We start from the raw sequence: 18601 nt of genomic DNA, 5'->3' as shown, positions 1-18601 counted from the left end.
GTCTGGACCCTTCTGATGGGGATGGGGAGGTCCACACGATAAGCAGCAGCGACACATTCTTGCAATATTTTGACAGTGTATTGAAATATAACGACTGAATGACGCCGTCCGTGATGTGCGGCGTGGGGCAGCGGCCGTACTGAACAGGAAAGATCGGGCGAAGCCCTCGATTGACCGCGAGATGCCGGTCTTGGTGCCAAGCCGGGCCGGCTCGGCCGGCCCGCGGTGTTCGGCGTCCTGGACGAAGGGGGCGTTCCGTCAGGGGTGGTAGCCGTGGAGGAAGGCGTGGACACCGGAGGCGACCGTCTCGGCGACCTCCTCCTCCGTCGGCGCCATGACCCCCCGGAACGTGCCCGGGGCCGAGATCAGCACCATGAGGTGGAGGGCGGCGCGCTCCGGATCACCGGCCCTGAGCAACCCCCGTTCGGACAGGTGCCGCATGCGGTCCGCGAGCGCGTGGCGGACCCTGCGCGGGCCCGTCTCCTGCCACGCCTCGATCGCGGCCGGCGGGATGTGGCCGGCCTCCGCGTGGATCTGGCGGACCAGCGCGAAGTGCTCGGCGTGCTCGCCCGCCATCGGCGCGGCGAAGGCCCGCCCGAACTCCACCAGGTCGGACTCCAGATCGGTGACCTTGCCCAGATGGCGGTCGATGATCGCGATCTGCGCCTCGGCGGCCAGAGTGGCGCTCTCCTGGATGACGCTCTGGAACAGCTGGGCCTTGTCGGTGAAGTGGTTGTAGATCGTGCGCGTGGAGACGCCCGCCGTCGCGGAGATCGCGTCGATGCTCGCGCGGGTGTAGCCGTCGCGCGCGAACACCGCCAGCGCGCCTGCGAGGATCGCGCGCCGCTTGTCCGCAAGGCCGCCGCGTGGCCGTCCCTTCACCGCGTCGTTCCTGGTCACTGGAGTCTCCTCGCTTTTCTTACAGTCATCGTTTTACTTGTTGCCATACACGTTGTACTTTACCTGGTGTCGCACAGGACGGGCCGCCGAGGCCGTCCACGATGACCCGCGCCGTGAGGAGCAACACGATGATCCGCATTGCCATCATCATCGGCAGCACCCGCCCCCGCCGCAGGGGCGCGGCCGTGGCCCGATGGGTCGCCGAGATCGCCGAGAGGCACGCCGCCACCGCGCGCGAAGGCGTGCGTTTCGAGGTGGTCGACCTGGCCGAGTACGGCCTGCCCCTGCTGGACGAGCCGGTGCCCGCGCTGTTCGGCGAGTACGCCAACGCGCACACCGCGAGGTGGGCCGAGACCATCGGCTCCTTCGACGGGTTCGTCTTCGTCACGCCCGAGTACAACCACTCCGTCCCCGCCTCACTGAAGAACGCGATCGACTTCCTGTTCGCCGAATGGCACGACAAGTCGGCGGGATTCGTCAGTTACGGCGTCCACGGCGGCACCAGGGCGGTCGAACACCTGCGCCTGACCATGGCCGAGCTCAAGGTCGCAAGCGTGCGCACCCAGGTCGCGCTCTCGGTGTTCGCCGATTTCGAGATCACCGACCCGACGCAGCCAGGAGTCTTCGCCCCCGGCCCCCATCAGGAGCCGACCCTGGTCGAGCTGCTCGACGAGGTGATCGCCTGGTCCCGTGCGCTCAGGCCGCTGCGGACGGCAGGAGCCCACCCGGTGCCGGCCTGACGACGGATGTGATCACGCGCTGACGGCTGCCGGACGGGCCGCGCGTGTACGAGGTGTCGGCCGGGTCACTGGACGCGGGCCGTGGAGGCCCGCACGACCAGCTCGGGTTCGAACAGCAGCTCGTCCGCCGGGACCACCGCCTTGTCGATCAACGCCACGAGCAGGTCGACGGCGGCCCTGCCCATCGCGTCGATCGGCTGGCGGACCGTGGTGAGCGGCGGGTCGGTGCAGGTCATCAGGGCCGAGTCGTCGTAGCCGATCACCGACAGGTCGGAGGGCACGTCGCGCCCCGCCCGCCTGGCCGCCCTGATCGTGCCGAGCGCGAGCAGGTCGCTGGCGCAGATGACACCCGTGACCCCCTTGCGCACCAGCCTGGTCGCGGCCGCGTGGCCGCCCTCCAGCGAGAACATCGTGAACTCGACGAGGTCGTAGTCGCCGCCCCGCGACAGGAACGCTTCGAGCTTGCGCCTGGACGGCATGTGGTCCTTGGGCCCGAGCACCATGCCGATGCGTTCGTGGCCGAGCGCGCGCAGATGGCCGAGCGCCATCTCGGCGGCGACGGCGTCGTCGGAGGAGACCTGGGGGAAGCCCAGGTGCTCGACGGCGGCGTTGACCAGCACGGTCGGGAGTTTGCGTTCGAGGATGAGCTCGTAGTGCTCGTGCGAGGCGTCGGCCTGGGCGTACAGACCTCCGGCGAAGACGACGCCGGACACCTGCTGTTGCAGCAGCAGGTCGACGTAGTCGGCCTCGGAGACGCCGCCGACGGTCCTGGTGCACAGGACGCTGGTGAAACCCTGCTGGGCCAGCGCGCCGCCGACGACCTCGGCGAACGCGGGGAAGATGGGGTTCTGCAGCTCGGGCAGGACCAGGCCGACCAGGCGTGCGCGGTCGCCGCGCAGCTGGGTGGGACGCTCGTAGCCGAGCACGTCGAGTGCGGTCAGCACGGCTTCGCGGGTCGCCTCCGAGACCCCGGGCTTGCCGTTCAGCACCCGGCTCACGGTGGCCTCGCTCACCCCGACCTTCTTGGCCACCTCTGCCAGTCGTCGCGTCATGCGCAAACTATACGCCGATCCGTGTAAGTCATTGCAAGTGCTTGCAGCTTCGCTTGCGTTCCCATGAAGAGATCTGAACCCTCCGCCATCCATGCCTATCAGCACGGACATCCCGTGGGACCGATCCCATAAGCGAGTCATCCTTTTGCGAAATGCAGTCGAAATATTGCAGAAAGCTGCTCGTCATCTTATGGTGCAGCCACTCCCCCCATGACGAAAGGCCGCCCTATGAGACGCACCCTCGCGTTACTCGCCGCCTTGTCGCTGGCGGTCCTCGGCCTCGCGACCCCTGCCTGGTCCGCGGGGCCCAACCTGGCCGCGGGCAAGCAGATGTCCGAGAGCAGCCACACCGACGTGTATCCCGCGGGCAACGCCAACGACGGCGATCAGGCGACCTACTGGGAGAGCGCGAACAACGCCTTCCCGCAGTGGATCCAGGTCGACCTGGGCTCGGCGGTCGCCGTCGACCAGGTCGTGCTCAAGCTGCCGAACGGCTGGCCGAGCCGTACTCAGACACTGACGGTGCAGGGCAGCACGAACGGCTCGAGCTTCACCACGCTCGCCGCGTCCGCGGCGCGCACGTTCAACCCGACGGCCACCATCGACATCCCGCAGACCAGCACCCGGTACGTGCGGGTGACGTTCACCGCGAACACCGGCTGGCCGGCGGGGCAGCTGAGCGAGTTCGAGGTGTACGGCCCCGTCACGGGTCCCGACACGCAGGCCCCGACCGCGCCGGGCGACCTGGCCTACACCGAACCGTCGTCCGGGCAGATCAGGCTCACCTGGCAGGCGTCGACCGACAACGTGGGCGTGACCGGCTATAACATCTACGCCAACAACGCTCTTCGCGGCAGCGTCACAGGGAATGTCCTGACTTATACGGATAACCAGCCAGCGAGCGCCACCGTCTCCTACTACGTCAAGGCCAAGGACGCCGCAGGCAACCAGTCCGCCGCCGGCAACACCGTGACCCGCACGGGCTCAGGCGGCGGTGGCGGCAACCTCGCCCAGGGCAAACCGATCACCGCCTCGGGCTCCACCTGGATCTACGCGCCGGCCAACGCCAACGACGGCAGCCTCACCACCTACTGGGAAGGCGGCGGCTACCCGAACACGCTGACCGTGCAGCTCGGCTCGAACGCCGACCTCAGCTCGATCGTGCTCAAGCTCAACCCTGACAGCGCGTGGGGCACGCGCACCCAGACGATCCAGGTGCTCGGCCGGGACCAGGGCGGCTCGTCCTTCACGAACCTGGTGTCGTCGGCGACGTACACGTTCAACCCGTCCAGCGGCAACACGGTGACGATCCCCGTCAGCGGCAGGGCCGCCGACGTGCGGCTGTCCATCACCTCCAACACCGGCGCGCCGAACGGCCAGGTCGCCGAGTTCCAGGTCATCGGCGTCCCCGCGCCCAACCCCGACCTGACGATCACCGGCATGACGATCTCCCCCGCCTCCCCTGTGGAGAGCGACGCCATCACGCTGTCGGCCACCGTCAAGAACGCCGGCACCCAGTCGTCGGTCGCCACGAACGTCACCATGTACCTGGGCACCACCAAGGTCGGCACCGCAGCCGTCGGCGCGCTCGCCGCGAACGCCTCCGCCACGGTCTCGGCGAACATCGGCACCCGTACGGCAGGCACGTACGCCCTGTCGGCCAAGGTCGACGAGGCCGACACGGTCATCGAGCAGGACGAGACCAACAACGTCCACAACCACCCCACCTCGCTGACCGTCAGACCCGTGGACAGCGCCGACCTGGTGGCCGCGCCCGTCGGCTGGACCCCCGGCAACCCCGCCAGGGGCGACACCGTGACCTTCACCGTCGCGATCAAGAACCAGGGCAACCAGGCCTCCGCCTCGGGCGCCCACGGCATCACGCTGACCGTCGCCAACGAGGCGGGCACCGTGGTGCGGACGCTCATCGGCGCCCACAACGGCGTCATCAACCCCGGCGCCACGACCGCCCCGGTGAACCTGGGCACGTGGACGGCGGCCGACGGCAAGTACACGGTCAGGACCGTCATCGCCGACGACGCCAACGAGCTGCCGGTCAAGCGGGCCAACAACACCACGACGGAGCCGCTGTTCGTGGGGCGCGGCGCGAGCCTGCCGTACGACATGTACGAGGCGGAGGACGGCACGCTCGGCGGCGGCGCGCAGATCGTCGGCCCGAACAGGACGATCGGCGACCTGGCCGGCGAGGCGTCGGGCCGTAGGGCGGTCACGCTCAACTCGACCGGCTCGTCGGTCGAGTTCACCACCAAGGCGACGGCCAACACGCTTGTCACCCGCTTCTCCATCCCGGACGGCACCAGCTCGACCCTGAACATCTACGTCGACAACACCTTCCTCAAGGCGATCAACCTGACCTCGAAGTACGCGTGGCTGTACGGCGCCGAGGCGAGCCCGAGCAACTCGCCGGGCGCGGGCCCGCCGCGCCACATCTACGACGAGGCCAACATCCTGCTCGGCACGACCGTCGCGGCCAACAGCAAGATCAAAATGCAGAAGGACGCGGCCAACGGCGGCACGTTCGCGATCGACTTCATCAACCTGGAGCAGGCCGTCCCCGTCGTCAACCCCGACCCGGCGCGCTACGCCGTACCCGCGGGATTCAGCCACCAGGACGTGCAGAACGCGCTCGACAAGGTGCGCCAGGACGCCAACCTCGTCGGCGTGTACCTGCCCGCAGGCGACTACGCGACGGCGCAGAAGTTCCAGGTGTACGGCAAGGCCGTGAAGGTCGCCGGCGCGGGGCCCTGGTTCACCAGGTTCCTGTCGCCCACAGGGCAGGAGAACACCGACGTCGGGTTCGACGTGCAGAGCTCGGCCAACGGCTCCTCCTTCAGCGGGTTCGCCTCCTTCGGCAACTACACCTCACGCAACGACGGGCCCGGCAAGGTCTTCAACCTGACCGGCGTCTCCAACATCACCATGGACGGCATCTGGGTGGAGCACCAGATGTGCATGCTGTGGGGCACCGACATCCACAACGTCACCGTCACGAACTCGCGGATCCGCGACACGTTCGCCGACGGCGTCAACCTGACGAACGGCAGCACCGGCAACACGGTCAGGAACGTCGAGGCGCGCACCACGGGCGATGACAGCTTCGCGATGTTCAACGCGATCGACATCCACAACGCCGACACGACCGGCAACGTGTACGAGAACCTGACGGCCACGCTCACCTGGCGGGCCGCGGGCATCGCGGTGTACGGCGGATCGGACAACGTCTTCAGGAACATCTACATCGCCGACATGCTCACCTACTCCGGAGCCACGATCAGCTCGCTCGACTTCGGCATCGCGATGCGCGGCTTCGGCACCACGCCGACGCGGCTGGAGAACATCTCGATCGTCAGATCGGGCGGCCACTTCTGGGGCAACCAGACGTTCCCGGCGATCTGGCTGTTCTCCGCTTCCAAGGTGTTCCAGGGGATCAGGATCAGCAACGTGGACATCGTGGATCCCACGTACTCCGGGATCATGTTCCAGACCCAGTACATCGGCGGCCGGCCGGTCAACCCGATCACGGACACGGTGCTGACGAACATCTCGATCTCGGGAGCGCGCAAGAGCGGGGACGCGTTCGACGCCAAGTCAGGGTTCGGGCTGTGGGCGAACGAGCTGCCGGAGCCCGACCAGGGGCCCGCGGTGGGGTCGGTGACGTTCAACGGGCTGCGGTTCAGCGACAACCACACCGACATCAGGAACACGACCTCGACGTTCACGATCAACATCAACTAGCGAGGCGGTGCGGGGCCCGGGCGGCGCCCGTCCTCTGGGGAGGAGGCGGGCGCGCTCCGTGCGTGCCGTACGGCAGAACGCGGGTAGAGATCCGGGTATGCGCGCGTTCGCCTCATCCGCCGACCTGACCGAGAAGACCCAGACCCTGGAGACCGTCGGCGACGGCGTCTACGCGCTCACCGCCGAGGGCGACCCGAACGTCGGCGCGATAGAGGCCGACGACTTCCTGGTCTGCTTCGAGGCCATGGCCACCCCGACCGCCGCCCTTCGCTGGCTGGAACGGCTGCGCGAGCTCACCGACAAGCCGATCCGGTACCTGGTCCTGTCGCACTACCACGCGGTGAGGGTGCTGGGCGCGTCGGCGTTCGCCGCCGACGTGATCGTCGCGCACGAGAACACCAGGCTCCTCATCGAGGAGCGCGGCATGCAGGACTGGGAGTCGGAGTACGGCAGGATGCCGCGCCTGTTCACCGATCCTGGCTCGATCCCCGGCCTGACCAGGCCGACGCTCACGTTCACCGACGAGCTCAGGATCGACCTGGGCCGCGGCAGGTTCCTCGAGCTGCGGCATCTGGGCAGGGGCCACACCGAGGGCGACATCGTGGCGTGGCTGCCGCACGAGCGGATCCTGTTCGCCGGCGACCTGGTCGAGGCGAAGGCGGCCCTCTACACCGGCGACGCCTTTCACCGCGAGTGGTCGACGACCACGCTCGACCGGGTGGCCGCCCTCGGCGCGCAGACGCTGATCGGCGGTCGGGGGGCGGTCACGAGAGAGGTCGGGGCGGCGATCGGGCAGAGCCGCGACTTCCTGGAGGTGATGCTGCGCGAGGTCGGCGCGGTCCACCGGAGGACGGGCACGCTGAAGGAGGCCTTCGAGGCCGCCCACGCCGCGCTGGAGCCGCGCTACGGCGGGTGGCCGATCTTCGAGCACTGCCTGCCGTTCAACGTCTCCAGGCTCTGGGACGAGCTGGACGGCGTCGAACGGCCCATCATCTGGACGGCGGAACGGGACAGGGCGGTATGGGACCAGCTCCAGTCGTGATCGCGGGGGCCGGCCCCGTCGGGCTGGCCACGGCGCTGCTGCTGGCCGGATGGCGGGTGCCGACGGTGGTGCTGGAGGCGGCGGCGCGCCGCGACCCGTCGGGGTCGAAGGCGATCTGCTTCCAGCGCGACGTGCTCGACATCCTCGACAGGGTGGGGGTCGCGGCCCCGATGGTCGCCGAGGGCGTCACCTGGACCACCGGGCGGACCTACTTCCGCGAGCACGAGCTGTTCTCCGTGACCTTCCCCAGGGCGGCGGTGCCGCCGTGGATCAACATCTCGCAGGCGCGGGTGGAGGAGCTGCTGTGCGCGCGCGTCGCCGCCGAGCCGCTCGTCGACCTCAGGTACGGCAGCGCGGTGATCGGCTACCGCGAGGACGGGGACGGCGTGGAGGTCCTCACCCGCGACGGTCCCGTCCGCGGCACGCACCTGGTGGGGGCGGACGGCCCGCGCAGTGCCGTGCGCAGGCTGGCGGGAATCGACTTTCCTGGACGGTCGTTCGCCGACCTGTTCCTGATCTGCGACATCAAGGCGTCGCTGCCGTTCCCCAGCGAGCGGCGCTTCTACTTCGACCCGCCGTGGAACCCGGGACGGCAGGTGCTCGTCCACCAGTGTCCCGACTCGGTGTGGCGGATCGACTGGCAGGTGCCGCCGGGCTTCGACCCGGGTACGGCCGACCTCGACGCGATGATCAGACGGATCACGGGCAGCCTGCCGTACGAGATCGTCTGGTTGACCGTCTATCGCTTCCACTCACGGGTGGCGTCGGCGTTCGGGCGGGGGCGGGTGTTCGTGGCGGGCGACGCCGCGCACCTGTTCGCGCCTTTCGGGGCCCGCGGCCTGAACTCCGGGCTGCAGGACGCGGAGAACCTCGCGTGGAAGCTGGCCCTTGTCCGGCGGGGCGCGCCCGCCGCGCTGCTGGACTCCTACGAGCTGGAACGGCGGGCCGCCGCACTGGTCAACCTGGCGGTGACAGGAAAGACCATGGAGTTCCTGGTCCCGCAGACCCCCGAGCAGTGGGAGTGGCGCAGGCGCGTGCTGGAGCGGGCGGTCGGCGATCCGGAGGCGCGCCGATCGATCGACTCGGGGAAGCTGGCGGAGCCGTACTGGTATGTGGACTCGCCGCTGACCACCCGTTCCCCTGTGCCGGTGCCGGCCGAGCCGGGGGCCGCCCGGCCGCCGGTGCCCGGCGTGATCTGCCCGGACGCGCGCGTGGCGGGTGGGCGGCTGCGGCAGCGCTTCGGTGCGGGCTTCGTCGTGCTGGTGACGCGGAAGGACAGGGTGGCGGCCGCGGTGTCGGCCGCGGCGGAAGTGGCGGGAGTGGCGCCCGTCGAGGTGGTCGCGCTGGCCGACCTGGGCGTGGACCCGGCGGTGCTCGGCGGGGAAGCCGACAGCGTCCATCTGGTCAGGCCGGACGGGCATCTGGCCGCCGTGCTCCCCGCCTTCTCCGCCGCCGAACTGGCCGCCGCCCTCGGCAGGGCGACGGGAGGTGAACCGGACGGTCAGCGCCGCGTCCGGTAGTGCAGCACGCCCAGGTCGATGGCGGCGAACAGCGTCACCGCCGCGGCGATGGCGGTCTCCCACCACCAGACCTCCCGGCCGGAACGCACCGCGAGGACCGCGAAGACGATCGTCCCCATGAGGGCGATCGGCAGCGCGATCGAAGACATGATCTTTCTGGCCCGTAGCGGGCTGCGCGCGCTGACGGGCTCGGTGCCATCAGGGTGCCGCTGCCACATGGCCGCCTCCTCTACTGCTCCTCTCACGCCAGGCAACGCAGCGCCCTGGCGATCTCCGGGTCGAGCTCGTCGTCGGGGTTCGTCCTGCCCACCGTGGCCTCGACGAACGCGGGGAACGACATGCTGGCGCTGGCGCCTCCGGCGTACACCCACACGTGATCGGCCATCACCTCCACCTGCACCTTCGCGCCCTGCTCGGCCAGGACCTGCCTGGCCAGTTGCAGCCGCCACCAGATCCGCTGGTCGAGCTCCTCCTCGGAGACGGGCGCGCCGACGTCGTCGGCGTGCGTGGCGAACTCGGAGTCGTAGTGGAAGGTCTGCAGATCCACCGGGTAGGGCCCCGCCGACGTCTGCAGGACGCCCTCGCGCCCGAGCGCGCGCATCCGCTCGCGCGTCTCCCCGTTCTTGGTCCGCCACTCCTCCAGCACCTGTTCCACGGGCAGGTCGCGGCGTCGACGCACGCACCACTCGTTGAACTGGTCGAATCCCTTGACGCCCTCCTGCTCGACCATGGCGAAGAATCCGTCCAGGTCGCCGTCGAGGCAGGCGTGGTTGTACAGCTCCTCGCCCGCCAGATGCGCGAGCACGTCGCGCGCCGACCAGCCCTCACAACGGGTCGGCCGGTTCCACCCTTCCTCGTCGAGCGAGGCGAACAAGCCGTCGAGCCTGGCCGCCTCCGCGTCGAAGATGTCGAAAGGGTCGAACTCCTTCAACTGCTCCATACTGTGGGCGGTACCCCCGCACCCGGCGGTCACTCATCCCTGCGGACACTCACCGCAGGTAGGAGCCCAGGCTCTCCCTGGCCTGTCCGTACTCGCGGGCGCATCCGGGGGCGCGCTCGGCGGGCACCCATCCGGCGGACGCGATGCGGGCGTGCGCCTTCGGGTCGGCGCCGTACAGCAGGCATTCGAAGTCGAAGCTCCGCTCCGGCCGTCCCGCCACCGTCAGGTAGTGGCCGTGGGCCGCCGCGACCACCCGCCGGGGCACGGCGGAGGCCAGGGTCAGCGCGGCGAAGCGGTCCGCCAGCGCGTCGGAGGCCTCCAGCCCGTTCAGCGCGATCAGGGCGTGGCCCATCTGCTGGTGCAGGACGGCAGTCAGCGCGCCTTCGGTGGTGGCGGCCGGGTCGCCCGACTCCTCGGTCTCGGCGATGCCCTTCATCGTCGCGTCCATCGTGGTGGCCAGTTCGTAGCAGTAGACGATGCGGCGCCGCTCGTGGTCCCAGCGCGCCTCGGGCTTTCCGCAGTCCTTGGCCACGAGGGCGAGCCCGCCCGGCAGCCTGGAGGGGATGACCTCGCGCAGCATCCGCTCCGCCGCCGGATGGGCGGACCGCTCGAAATGGACCGGGGGGACGTCGAACAGCATGGTGATCTCCTTTGTGTGGTCCATGGCCATGCGCGGTTCGGAGATCGACAAACATCGACGACGCGAAAAAGCCGGTCCGCGCGAACGCGAACCGGCTTTCTCAGTGGTGCTCACCGGTGGTGCTCAGTGATGCTCAGTGGTGCCAGCTGTAGACGCGGACCCAGTCGGTGCGGCTCTCCGAACCGTTGGTGTCGTCGTCACCGTCGTAGACGGCCTTGAACGTGCCGCTCTTCCACGCGCGGGTCTTGGCGGAGAACTTGCCGCCCCACCGGCTGTCGGTGCTGGTGACGTACTTCCAGCCGCTGGAGCCGCTGGCGCGGAAGTAGATCTCGACCTCGCCGCCGCGCAGGCCGTCCCAGCCCTCGTCGTCCACCTGCAGGCGGCCGGAGAACCAGATGGTGCGGCCCTTCTTCACCGGGTCAGGGTTGGCCCTGAAGCTGGTGATGCGGGTGTCGGCCTTGCCGCCCTTGACGGTGACCTCGAAGGTCGACTTGTCGCGGTCGGTCTCGTTGTCCTTGGAGGCCGTGGCGATGGCGCGCCAGTTGCCCTCGTCACCGGAGGTGAAGGGGACCGTGAACTTCCAGTTGTCGCCGTTGGGGATGACGCTGACGTTCTTGGCGGCGAACGTGCGCATGTTGCCGACGGGCTCGACCCTGAGCTCGACCTTGGCGCCCTTCGTGGCCTCGACGAAGAACGTGGCCGTCGTCTCGCCGCCCTTGGCGACGACGACGGGGTCAGGCTGGATGTCCTGGATCTGAACGTCCAGGGCCGTACGAGCCTGGGCGGCGGTACCGCCGGTGACAAGCAGAGCGCCACCCATGGTGGCGGCGATGAGGCCTGCTGCGATCTTCTTCATGAGGGTGCTGATTCCTCTCCCCGTATCGATGTGTCGATGGGGTCAAGCTCGGGATTGCCCGACCCCCTCGCTTTACTTAGAGGCGGCCGGATCGGAAAAGGTTGACTCAAGAGGGGAAAAAGTTTTGATCATAAAGGCAGCATCGCTGCGACCTGCGGTTCTGATGTGAAAATTCATAACTCTGTAGTGTTCGTCACATGATCGACGTCTACACGATGGGCGAAGCCCTCGGCGTGGTGTCCAGTGGCAGGGTTCGTCACGACAGCGAGGCCGGACTCGACGTGGGAGGGCCGGAGCTCACCCTGGCGATCGCGCTGGCCAGGCTGGGTCATCAGGTGAGTTTCCTGGGCAAGGTGGGGGCCGACGAGCTGGGCGCCAGGATCACCACGGTCCTGCGCGGCGAGGGCGTCGACGTCACGGACATGCGCGAGGACGGCACCGCGCCCACGGGGCTGCTGCTGAAGGAGTCGAGAGTCGGTCACGACCCGCGCCTCACCCATTACCGCACCAGGTCGGCGGGCTCGCGGCTGTCGCCGGGGAACGTTCCCATCGACAGGATCGCCGCCTGTCGACTGCTGCATGTCACAGGTGTCACCCCGGCGCTCGGCCTCGACCCGCGCGAGGCCGTCGAGACCGCCGTCGGCGCCGCCATGACCGCGGGCGTGCCCGTGTCGATGGCGGTCGACTACCTGCCCGCCCTGTGGCCTTCGCTGAGCGAGGCCGAGGAGGTGCTGGGCGAGCTGGCCAGGAAGAGTTCGATCCTCTTCGTCAGGCAGGACGAGCTCGACCTGGTCAAACCCGCCCTCACCGCCGACAGGCAGGTCGTCGTCACGCGCGGCGCCAAGGGGGCCAGCGTGCGCTCGGGCGGGGTGCGCTACGACGCGCCCGCGCTGTCCGTGCCCGTCGTCGACACCATGGGCGCGGGAGAGGCGTTCGTCGCCGGTTACCTCAGCGCCGTGCTCGAAGGGCTCACTGCGCAGGAGCGGCTGGCCAGGGGCACCATGCTCGGCGCCGCCGCGGTGACCAGCGCGAGCGACTGGCAGGGCCTGCCCACGAGGGCCGAGCTCGGTAGCGGGTTCCGGACCTCGTAAACGCGTCGTCCGAATCCCGCCAGCCGGGCCGCCCACCGGGGCAGCAGGCTACGACGTCGTGCTTCTACGTATGGATGACGTCCGCCGCGACTTCGGCCTGCTCTGGGCCGGGCAGTCGCTGTCCTTGTTCGGCGACCAGTTCATGAAGCTGGCGCTTCCGCTGGTCGCCGTGACCGCGCTGGGGGTCTCGCCCGCGCAGGCGGCTCTGTTGCCTTTCGCCTTGTTCCTTCCCTTCCTTCCGCTCGGCCTGCCCGCGGGGGCGATCGTCGACCGGTTGCCGCGCCGTACGGTGATGCTGGTGTGCGACGGCGTGCAGGCGGTCGCGTTCGGCGCGGTGTGGGTGCTGCTCGCCGCCGGACTGCTGACCTTTCCGCTGCTGCTCGGGCTGGTGCTGCTGAGCGGGTGCGCCGTGGTGTTCTTCCAGGTGGCCTACTCCTCCTATCTGCCCACCCTGATCCACGACCGCGAGCGCCTGCACACCGGCAACGCCCGCCTGTCGCTGTCGGAGTCCGCGGCGAACGCGGTGGGCCCGATGGTCGCGGGCCCGCTCATTCACGCGCTCGGGGTGGTCGGCGCGATCGCCGCCAACGTGGTCAGTTTCCTCGCCTCGGTGCTGTCGCTGACGCTGATCAGGCACAGGGAGCCGGTACGGCAGGCGGCCGCCCGTGAACGCGGCTGGCTACGCAGGGACATCGTGGAGGGCCTGCGCTTCGTGGCCGGGCACCCGCTGCTGGAGCCGATCATCTCGTGCGGCACGACCTACGTGCTGTTCCTGTCGATGGTGGAGACGAGCCTGGTGCTCTACTGCCGTGACGTGCTGGGCCTGTCGCCGCAGTGGATCGGCGTGGTGCTCGGCGCGGCCGCGGCCGGCTTCCCGATCGGCAACCTCGCCTCGGCGCGGCTGGTGCGCAGGTTCGGGGCGCCGCGCACGCTGGTAGGCGCGGCGGCGTTGTCAGTGGCGGGACTGCTGTCGATGCCGGTCCTGGGCGCGCAGGTGGGCGCCGTCGGGCTGGTGGCGGGCAGCATCGTGCACTGCGTGGGCGAGGGGGCGTTCGGCCCGACCTCGCTGACGGTGCGGCACACGGCCGCCCCCGCCGAGCTGCTCGGCAGGGTCGGCTCGGTGCACCGCTTCCTGATCTGGGGCGCGATGTCGCTCGGCGCTCTGCTGGCCGCCGCCGTCACGGCGCTGGCCGGGCTGTCGGCCGCGGTGTGGATCGGCGCGTTCGGCACCGCGCTGTGCCTTCCCGCACTCGTACGGCGTGGCGTCCGCGCCGCGGCGTTCAGCCGATAGCCAGTCCGGGCACGGCCGCGACCAGTTCCTCGGTGTAGGGGTGCCGCGGCCTGAGGAACACGGCGTCGGCCTCTCCCTCCTCCACCACCTGTCCTTCCTTCATGACCATGACCCTGTCGGCCAGCCGGTGGACCACGCCGAGGTCGTGGGAGATGAAGACCATCGCGGTGCCGTACTCGGTCTGCAGGCCGGCGAGCAGGTCGAGCACCTGGGCCTGGATGGAGACGTCGAGGGCGCTGACCGGTTCGTCGCAGACGAGCACGTCGGGCCGGCCCGCCAGTGCCCTCGCGATGGCGACCCGCTGCCGCTGGCCGCCGGACAGCTGCCGGGGGTGCCGGTCGGCGGCCGAGGCGGGCAGGCCGACGCGCTCCAGCAGCTCGAGCGCCCTGGCCCTGCGCACGGGCCTGGGCGAGTTCGCGAGGGGTTCGGCCACGAGCCTTCCGACGGTGTGGCGGGGGTCGAAGGAGTCGAGGGGGCTCTGGGAGACGATCTGGATCATCGAGCGCCACGGACGTCTCACGCGTTCGGGCAGGTGGCTCCACTGCCGCCCGTGCAGGTCGATCCGCCCGGTTGCGGGTTCGGCCAGGCCGAGCAGGAGCCTGGCGAGCGTGGTCTTGCCCGAGCCCGACTCGCCGACGACGCCGAGGGTCTCGCCCCTGTGCAGGGTGAGGGAGACGTCGTCGAGAGCCTGGCGGGAGCCGTACCGCAGGGACAGGTTCGAGGCGGTCAGGACGGGGGTGGCGTAGTCGGGGGCGGGACGGCTGACGGTGTGCGGGGGCGGGGCGAGGTCGGCCCCTTCGCCGGCCAGGCGACCGTCCTTCATGACCAGGACACGGTCGGCGATGGAGGAGACGACGGCCAGGTCGTGGCTGATGAGCAGCAGCGCGGTGCCCGCGGCCTTGCGCTCGGCGAGCAGGCGCAGGATCTGCGCCTGGACGGTGACGTCGAGCGCGGTGGTCGGCTCGTCGGCGATGATCAGAGCGGGTTCGGCGGCGATGGCGGAGGCGATCAGCACCCGCTGGCGCAGCCCGCCCGACAGCTGGTGCGGGCGCTGCCCGATCCTCGCGGCAGCGTCGGGGACGCCGACCCGCTCCAGCAGGTCCAGCACCCGCTCGCTACGGCGGGCGCGCGGCACGACGTCGTGGACCCTGAGCACCTCGGCCACCTCCGCCCCGACCGTGCGCAGCGGGTCGAGCGAGACGAGCGCGTCCTGCAGCACGAGCCCGGCGAAGCGGCCGCGCAGCCGCCGCCACTCCCGGGGGCCGAACGCGAGCGCGTCCCTGCCGCCGATCTCGAAGAGGTCGGCCTCGACCGTGGCGCCGGGGCCGGCCAGTCCCAGCAGCGACCGCGCGGTGACGCTCTTTCCCGAGCCCGACTCGCCCACGATGGCCACGCACTCGCCGGGCGCGATCGACAGCGAGACGTCGTGCACGACCTCGTCGCCGTCGAAGCTGACGCGCAGGCCCTTGACGTTGACCAGACTCACGGGGTCCTCCCTTCGAAGCGGCGCTGCAGGCGCCGGCCGATCACGGTCAGGCAGACGACGGTCAGGGTGATCGCCGCTCCGGGGAAGAACGCCTCCCACCAGGCGACGCGCAGGTAGTTGCGGGCCTCGGACAGCATCGCGCCCCACTCGGCGGCGGGCGGCTGGGGCCCCATGCCGAGGAAGCTGAGCCCGGAGGCGGCGATGACGGCCGTGCCGAGGCCGATGGTGGCCAGCACGGGGATGGGCGCGAGCACGTTGGGCAGCACGTGCCCTGCGACGATCGCCAGGCGGGGCCTGCCGAAGGTGACGGCCTGCTCGACGTAGCCGGCGCGCCTGACGACGAAGGTCTGCGCGCGGATGACGCGGGCGTAGTTCGGGATCTGGGCGACGGCGATCGCGAAGATCACGTTGCCGGTCCCCGGGCCGATGATCGCGATGATGAGCAGAGCGAACAGCAGCTCGGGGAGCGTGGACAGCACATCGAAGGAGCGGGCGAGCGCCTCGTCGGCCCACCGGGGCGACAGGCCGGCCGTCAGGCCGAGCAGCACGCCCGCCGCCACCGCGATGCCCGTGGCGGCGACGCCGATGCTGAGGGAGTGGCGCGCGCCGTACACGACCCTGGACAGGATGTCCCTCCCGAGGTGGTCGCTGCCGAACCAGTGCCCGGCGCCTGGTGGGGTCAGGGCGTTCAGCGGGTCGGCGGTCAGCGGGTCCGCGCCGGCCAGCAGGCCCGGCACGGCGACGGCCACCGCGAGCAGCACGAGGAACGCTCTGGCCATCACGCGCTCCTCAGCCTGGGGTCGATCAGCCGGTAGGCCAGGTCGAGCAGCGTGCTGATCGCGACGTAGACGGCGGCTGAGAGCACGACGACCGCCATGACGACGGGCAGGTCCTGTCCGGTGACGGCGTTCAGCGTGACCTGGCCGAGGCCCGGCCTGCCGTACAGCGCCTCGGTGATGATCGCGCCGCCGAGCAGCCCGCCGGTGAGCCAGCCGGCGAGCGTGACGGCGGGGAGCAGCGCGTGCCTGAGCGCGTGCCTGACGACCAGCGCCCGCTCGGTCAGGCCCCGCGCTCTCGCGGTCACCGCGAACGGCTGCTCCAGCGCCCGTTCGAGGCCCTCTCTCAGCACCTGGCCGAGCACTCCCGCGATCGGCAGGCCGAGCGTGAGCGCGGGCAGCACGAGCGCGGAGGCGTCCTTCGCGCCCGACACGGGGAACCAGCCGAGGGAGAAGGAGAAGACGAACAGCAGCAGGATGCCGATGAGGAACGGCGGCACCGACACCGACACCAGCTGGAAGGCGGCGACGGCCGAGCGGATCCACCTGCCCCTGCCGGCGGTGGCGACGGCGACGAGCACGGCGAGCGTCACGCCCACGCCGCCCGCGGCGAGCATCAGCTCCACGGTCGGCCCCAGCTGGTCGGCCAGGACCGCGCCGACGTCTCGGTGGAGCAGGTAGGAGCGGCCGAGATCGCCCTGGACGAGCCTGCCGAGGTAGGCGACGTACTGCACGATCTCGGGCCGGTCGAGCCCCCACTCGCGGCTGATCTCGGCCCTGATCTGCGGGGTGTCGGCGCCGTCGCCGACCAGGATGTCCACGACGTCGCCGGGTGCCACCAGCAGCGCCAGGTAGGCGGCGGTCGCCGCGGCCCAGAGCACGGCCAGGCCGCTGAGCAGCCGTCTCACGTGCCGATCCGCACGTCGTAGGCGCTCTTCGGGGTGCCGGAGACCGGATCGAAGCCGAGCCCTGTCACGCCCTTGCTCGCGGCGATCTGGTCGGCAGGCACGTAGATCGGGAAGACGATCGCCTTCTCCGCGACCACCCGCTGCTGCACCTTGGCGTACAGCGCGGCGCGCTCGGCCTGGTCGGAGGTGGCCGAGGCCTTGGCCAGCCACGCGTCCACCTCGGGATCGGAGTAGCGGGTGCGGTTGATCGCGCCCTTGGCCGGCAGGATGAGGTTGAGCGCGGCGCCAGCGTCGGAGTCGCCGCGGGAGTTCTCGAAGACCTCGTACTGGTCCTCGTCGACGGCCTTCTGCGCGCTCCCCTGGTCGACGATCCTGACCTGGAAGTCGATGCCCGCGGTCTGCTTGACCTGCGCCTGTACGGCCTGCGCCAGGATGTCGCGGCGATCCCTGACGAAGGGGGCGGCGGCGACGGTCCGCACGGTGAGCCGCCTGCCGTCCTTCACCCTGAATCCTTCGGCGTCCCGCTGCTTCCAGCCCGCCTCGTCGAGCAGGGCGTTGGCCTTGGCGGCGTCGCCGCCGTAGGTCTTCTCCAGGCTGGCGTCGTAGAACGGGCTCGTCCTGCCGACGATGCTCCACGCCCTGGTGGCGGTGCCCTGGTAGACGGAGGTCAGGACGGCGTCCAGGTTCACGGCTTCGCGGAAGGCCTGCCGTACGCGCTGGTCGTCGAAGGGGGCGTGCGAGGTGTTGAAGTAGTAGGAGAAGGCGGTGCCGGAGTTGAGGGCCGTCCGCACGGTCAGCCCGGGATCCTGCTTGATCAGGTTGAGCTCGGTGGCGGGCACGCCTTCGATGACCTGTACCTGTCCCGAGGTGAGCGCGCCCACTCTGACGGCGGCCTCGGGCAGGATGCGGTAGGTCACCTCGCGCAGGCTCGCCGCGCCCTTGAAGTAGGCGGGGTTGCGTCGGTAGTGGATCTCCTGTCCAGGGGTGAACCTGTCGAGGATGAAGGGGCCGGTTCCGACCAGGTCGGGGCCGCCGGCCTTGAGGTCCTTGGCCGCCTTGAGCGAGGCGGGCGAGACCTGCCCGCCGTAGGGCGAGGCGAGGAAGTCGAGGAAGAGCGCGTCGGGCTCCTTCAGGGTGATCTTCACGGTGTGGGGTGAGACCACCTCCGCCCTGTCGAAGGCGCGCAGCTGGATGGCCTTGACGGCCGGGTTGTAGCCGGGCTCGGCGAACTGGTCGAGGTTGGCCTTGACCGCGGCGGCGTCGAAGGGGGTGCCGTCGTGGAAGGTCACGTCGTCACGCAGGTCGAAGGTGTAGGTGAGCCCGTCCGCCTTCCATGCCTTGGCGAGCCACGGCACGAACTTCCCCGATCCGTCGCGCGTGATCAGCGGGTCGAACTGGTTGAAGACCAGGAGCCTGACCTTGTTCTGCGCCCACTGGTGCGGGTTGAACGTGATCGGCTGGGTCTCGATCGCCCAGGTCAGGGTGCCGCCGTCGGCTTGCGTTGGAGTGGTGGTCTGCTGGGTCGATCCGCACGCGGCAAGGGCGGCGGCGGCGAGGAGGGGCAACGCGCCCTTGAGAAGGTTCAACGATGTCCTTTCGCGAT

At 70.1% G+C, this 18601-nt stretch carries 16 protein-coding genes; 6 read left to right on the top strand and 10 right to left on the bottom strand.

The window, feature by feature from the left end:
- Window positions 1-258: 258 nt before the first annotated feature.
- Window positions 259-900 carry a TetR/AcrR family transcriptional regulator gene (locus tag ACFSKW_RS33240; RefSeq protein WP_379576545.1) on the bottom strand — a complete coding sequence of 214 codons (642 nt, stop codon included), beginning with the start codon at window positions 898-900 and terminating at the stop codon, window positions 259-261.
- A gap of 128 nt (window positions 901-1028) precedes the next feature.
- Here ACFSKW_RS33240 and ACFSKW_RS33235 point away from each other — a divergent pair, with 128 nt between their 5' ends.
- Entirely contained in the window at window positions 1029-1640 is a 612-nt protein-coding gene (locus ACFSKW_RS33235) for an NADPH-dependent FMN reductase (protein ID WP_379576543.1), read from the top strand.
- A 65-nt stretch (window positions 1641-1705) separates the two neighbouring features.
- Here the strand turns inward: ACFSKW_RS33235 and ACFSKW_RS33230 are convergent, their stop codons facing one another.
- Window positions 1706-2692: a LacI family DNA-binding transcriptional regulator gene (locus ACFSKW_RS33230; RefSeq protein ID WP_379576541.1), complete on the bottom strand. Its 987-nt coding sequence runs from the start codon at window positions 2690-2692 to the stop codon at window positions 1706-1708.
- Window positions 2693-2920: 228 nt separating this feature from the next.
- Between ACFSKW_RS33230 and ACFSKW_RS33225 the strand changes: the two genes are divergently transcribed.
- From ACFSKW_RS33225 to ACFSKW_RS33215, 3 genes are all read left to right on the top strand, one after another.
- Window positions 2921-6448 carry a discoidin domain-containing protein gene (locus tag ACFSKW_RS33225; RefSeq protein ID WP_379576539.1) on the top strand — a complete coding sequence of 1176 codons (3528 nt, stop codon included), beginning with the start codon at window positions 2921-2923 and terminating at the stop codon, window positions 6446-6448.
- Between the two features lie 97 nt (window positions 6449-6545).
- On the top strand, window positions 6546-7490 hold the full coding sequence (locus ACFSKW_RS33220) for an MBL fold metallo-hydrolase (RefSeq protein ID WP_379576537.1): 945 nt from the start codon (window positions 6546-6548) through the stop codon (window positions 7488-7490).
- Entirely contained in the window at window positions 7469-9010 is a 1542-nt protein-coding gene (locus ACFSKW_RS33215; RefSeq protein WP_379576535.1) for an FAD-dependent monooxygenase, read from the top strand. The genes ACFSKW_RS33220 and ACFSKW_RS33215 overlap by 22 nt, the downstream gene beginning before the upstream one ends.
- Here the strand turns inward: ACFSKW_RS33215 and ACFSKW_RS33210 are convergent.
- The 4 genes from ACFSKW_RS33210 to ACFSKW_RS33195 form a co-directional block, all read right to left on the bottom strand.
- Window positions 8992-9255, bottom strand: a complete 264-nt coding sequence (locus ACFSKW_RS33210; RefSeq protein ID WP_379576533.1) for a DUF6343 family protein — start codon at window positions 9253-9255, stop codon at window positions 8992-8994. The two genes, ACFSKW_RS33215 and ACFSKW_RS33210, sit on opposite strands and share 19 nt — an antisense overlap.
- Window positions 9252-9950 (bottom strand): maleylpyruvate isomerase family mycothiol-dependent enzyme, encoded by a 699-nt coding sequence (locus ACFSKW_RS33205; RefSeq protein WP_379576531.1) that lies wholly within the window; start codon window positions 9948-9950, stop codon window positions 9252-9254. Before ACFSKW_RS33205 ends, ACFSKW_RS33210 begins: the two co-directional genes overlap by 4 nt.
- Window positions 9951-9999: 49 nt before the next feature.
- Window positions 10000-10590, bottom strand: a complete 591-nt coding sequence (locus tag ACFSKW_RS33200) for a DUF4344 domain-containing metallopeptidase (RefSeq protein ID WP_379576529.1) — start codon at window positions 10588-10590, stop codon at window positions 10000-10002.
- Between the two features lie 133 nt (window positions 10591-10723).
- Entirely contained in the window at window positions 10724-11446 is a 723-nt protein-coding gene (locus ACFSKW_RS33195; RefSeq protein WP_379576527.1) for a hypothetical protein, read from the bottom strand.
- A gap of 197 nt (window positions 11447-11643) precedes the next feature.
- On the opposite strand from ACFSKW_RS33195, the gene ACFSKW_RS33190 reads away from it, so the two are divergent.
- Both ACFSKW_RS33190 and ACFSKW_RS33185 read left to right on the top strand, forming a co-directional pair.
- Complete coding sequence (locus tag ACFSKW_RS33190) at window positions 11644-12537, top strand: sugar kinase (RefSeq protein WP_379576525.1); 894 nt, start codon at window positions 11644-11646, stop codon at window positions 12535-12537.
- Between the two features lie 70 nt (window positions 12538-12607).
- The gene (locus ACFSKW_RS33185) at window positions 12608-13828 is read left to right on the top strand and encodes an MFS transporter (protein ID WP_379576523.1); all 1221 of its coding nucleotides are present in this window, start codon (window positions 12608-12610) and stop codon (window positions 13826-13828) included.
- Here ACFSKW_RS33185 and ACFSKW_RS33180 read toward each other — a convergent pair.
- From ACFSKW_RS33180 to ACFSKW_RS33165, 4 genes are read right to left on the bottom strand one after another with little or no spacing between them, the layout of a single operon-like run.
- The gene (locus tag ACFSKW_RS33180; protein ID WP_379576521.1) at window positions 13818-15314 is read right to left on the bottom strand and encodes a dipeptide ABC transporter ATP-binding protein; all 1497 of its coding nucleotides are present in this window, start codon (window positions 15312-15314) and stop codon (window positions 13818-13820) included. The two genes, ACFSKW_RS33185 and ACFSKW_RS33180, sit on opposite strands and share 11 nt — an antisense overlap.
- Window positions 15311-16093, bottom strand: coding sequence for an ABC transporter permease (locus tag ACFSKW_RS33175; RefSeq protein ID WP_379576519.1), 783 nt, complete (start codon window positions 16091-16093; stop codon window positions 15311-15313). Before ACFSKW_RS33175 ends, ACFSKW_RS33180 begins: the two co-directional genes overlap by 4 nt.
- A complete protein-coding gene (locus ACFSKW_RS33170) occupies window positions 16093-16998 on the bottom strand; it encodes an ABC transporter permease (protein ID WP_379576517.1) in 906 nt (301 codons plus the stop codon). Before ACFSKW_RS33170 ends, ACFSKW_RS33175 begins: the two co-directional genes overlap by 1 nt.
- Window positions 16995-18584: an ABC transporter substrate-binding protein gene (locus tag ACFSKW_RS33165; protein WP_379576515.1), complete on the bottom strand. Its 1590-nt coding sequence runs from the start codon at window positions 18582-18584 to the stop codon at window positions 16995-16997. The genes ACFSKW_RS33170 and ACFSKW_RS33165 overlap by 4 nt, the downstream gene beginning before the upstream one ends.
- Between the last annotated feature and the right edge of the window lie 17 nt (window positions 18585-18601).

The sequence above is a fragment of the Nonomuraea mangrovi genome, from assembly GCF_042681425.1.
Lineage (GTDB): Bacteria > Actinomycetota > Actinomycetes > Streptosporangiales > Streptosporangiaceae > Nonomuraea > Nonomuraea mangrovi.
Note: the sequence above shows the minus strand (reverse complement) of the source record. Positions and strands in the feature narration are given on the sequence as shown.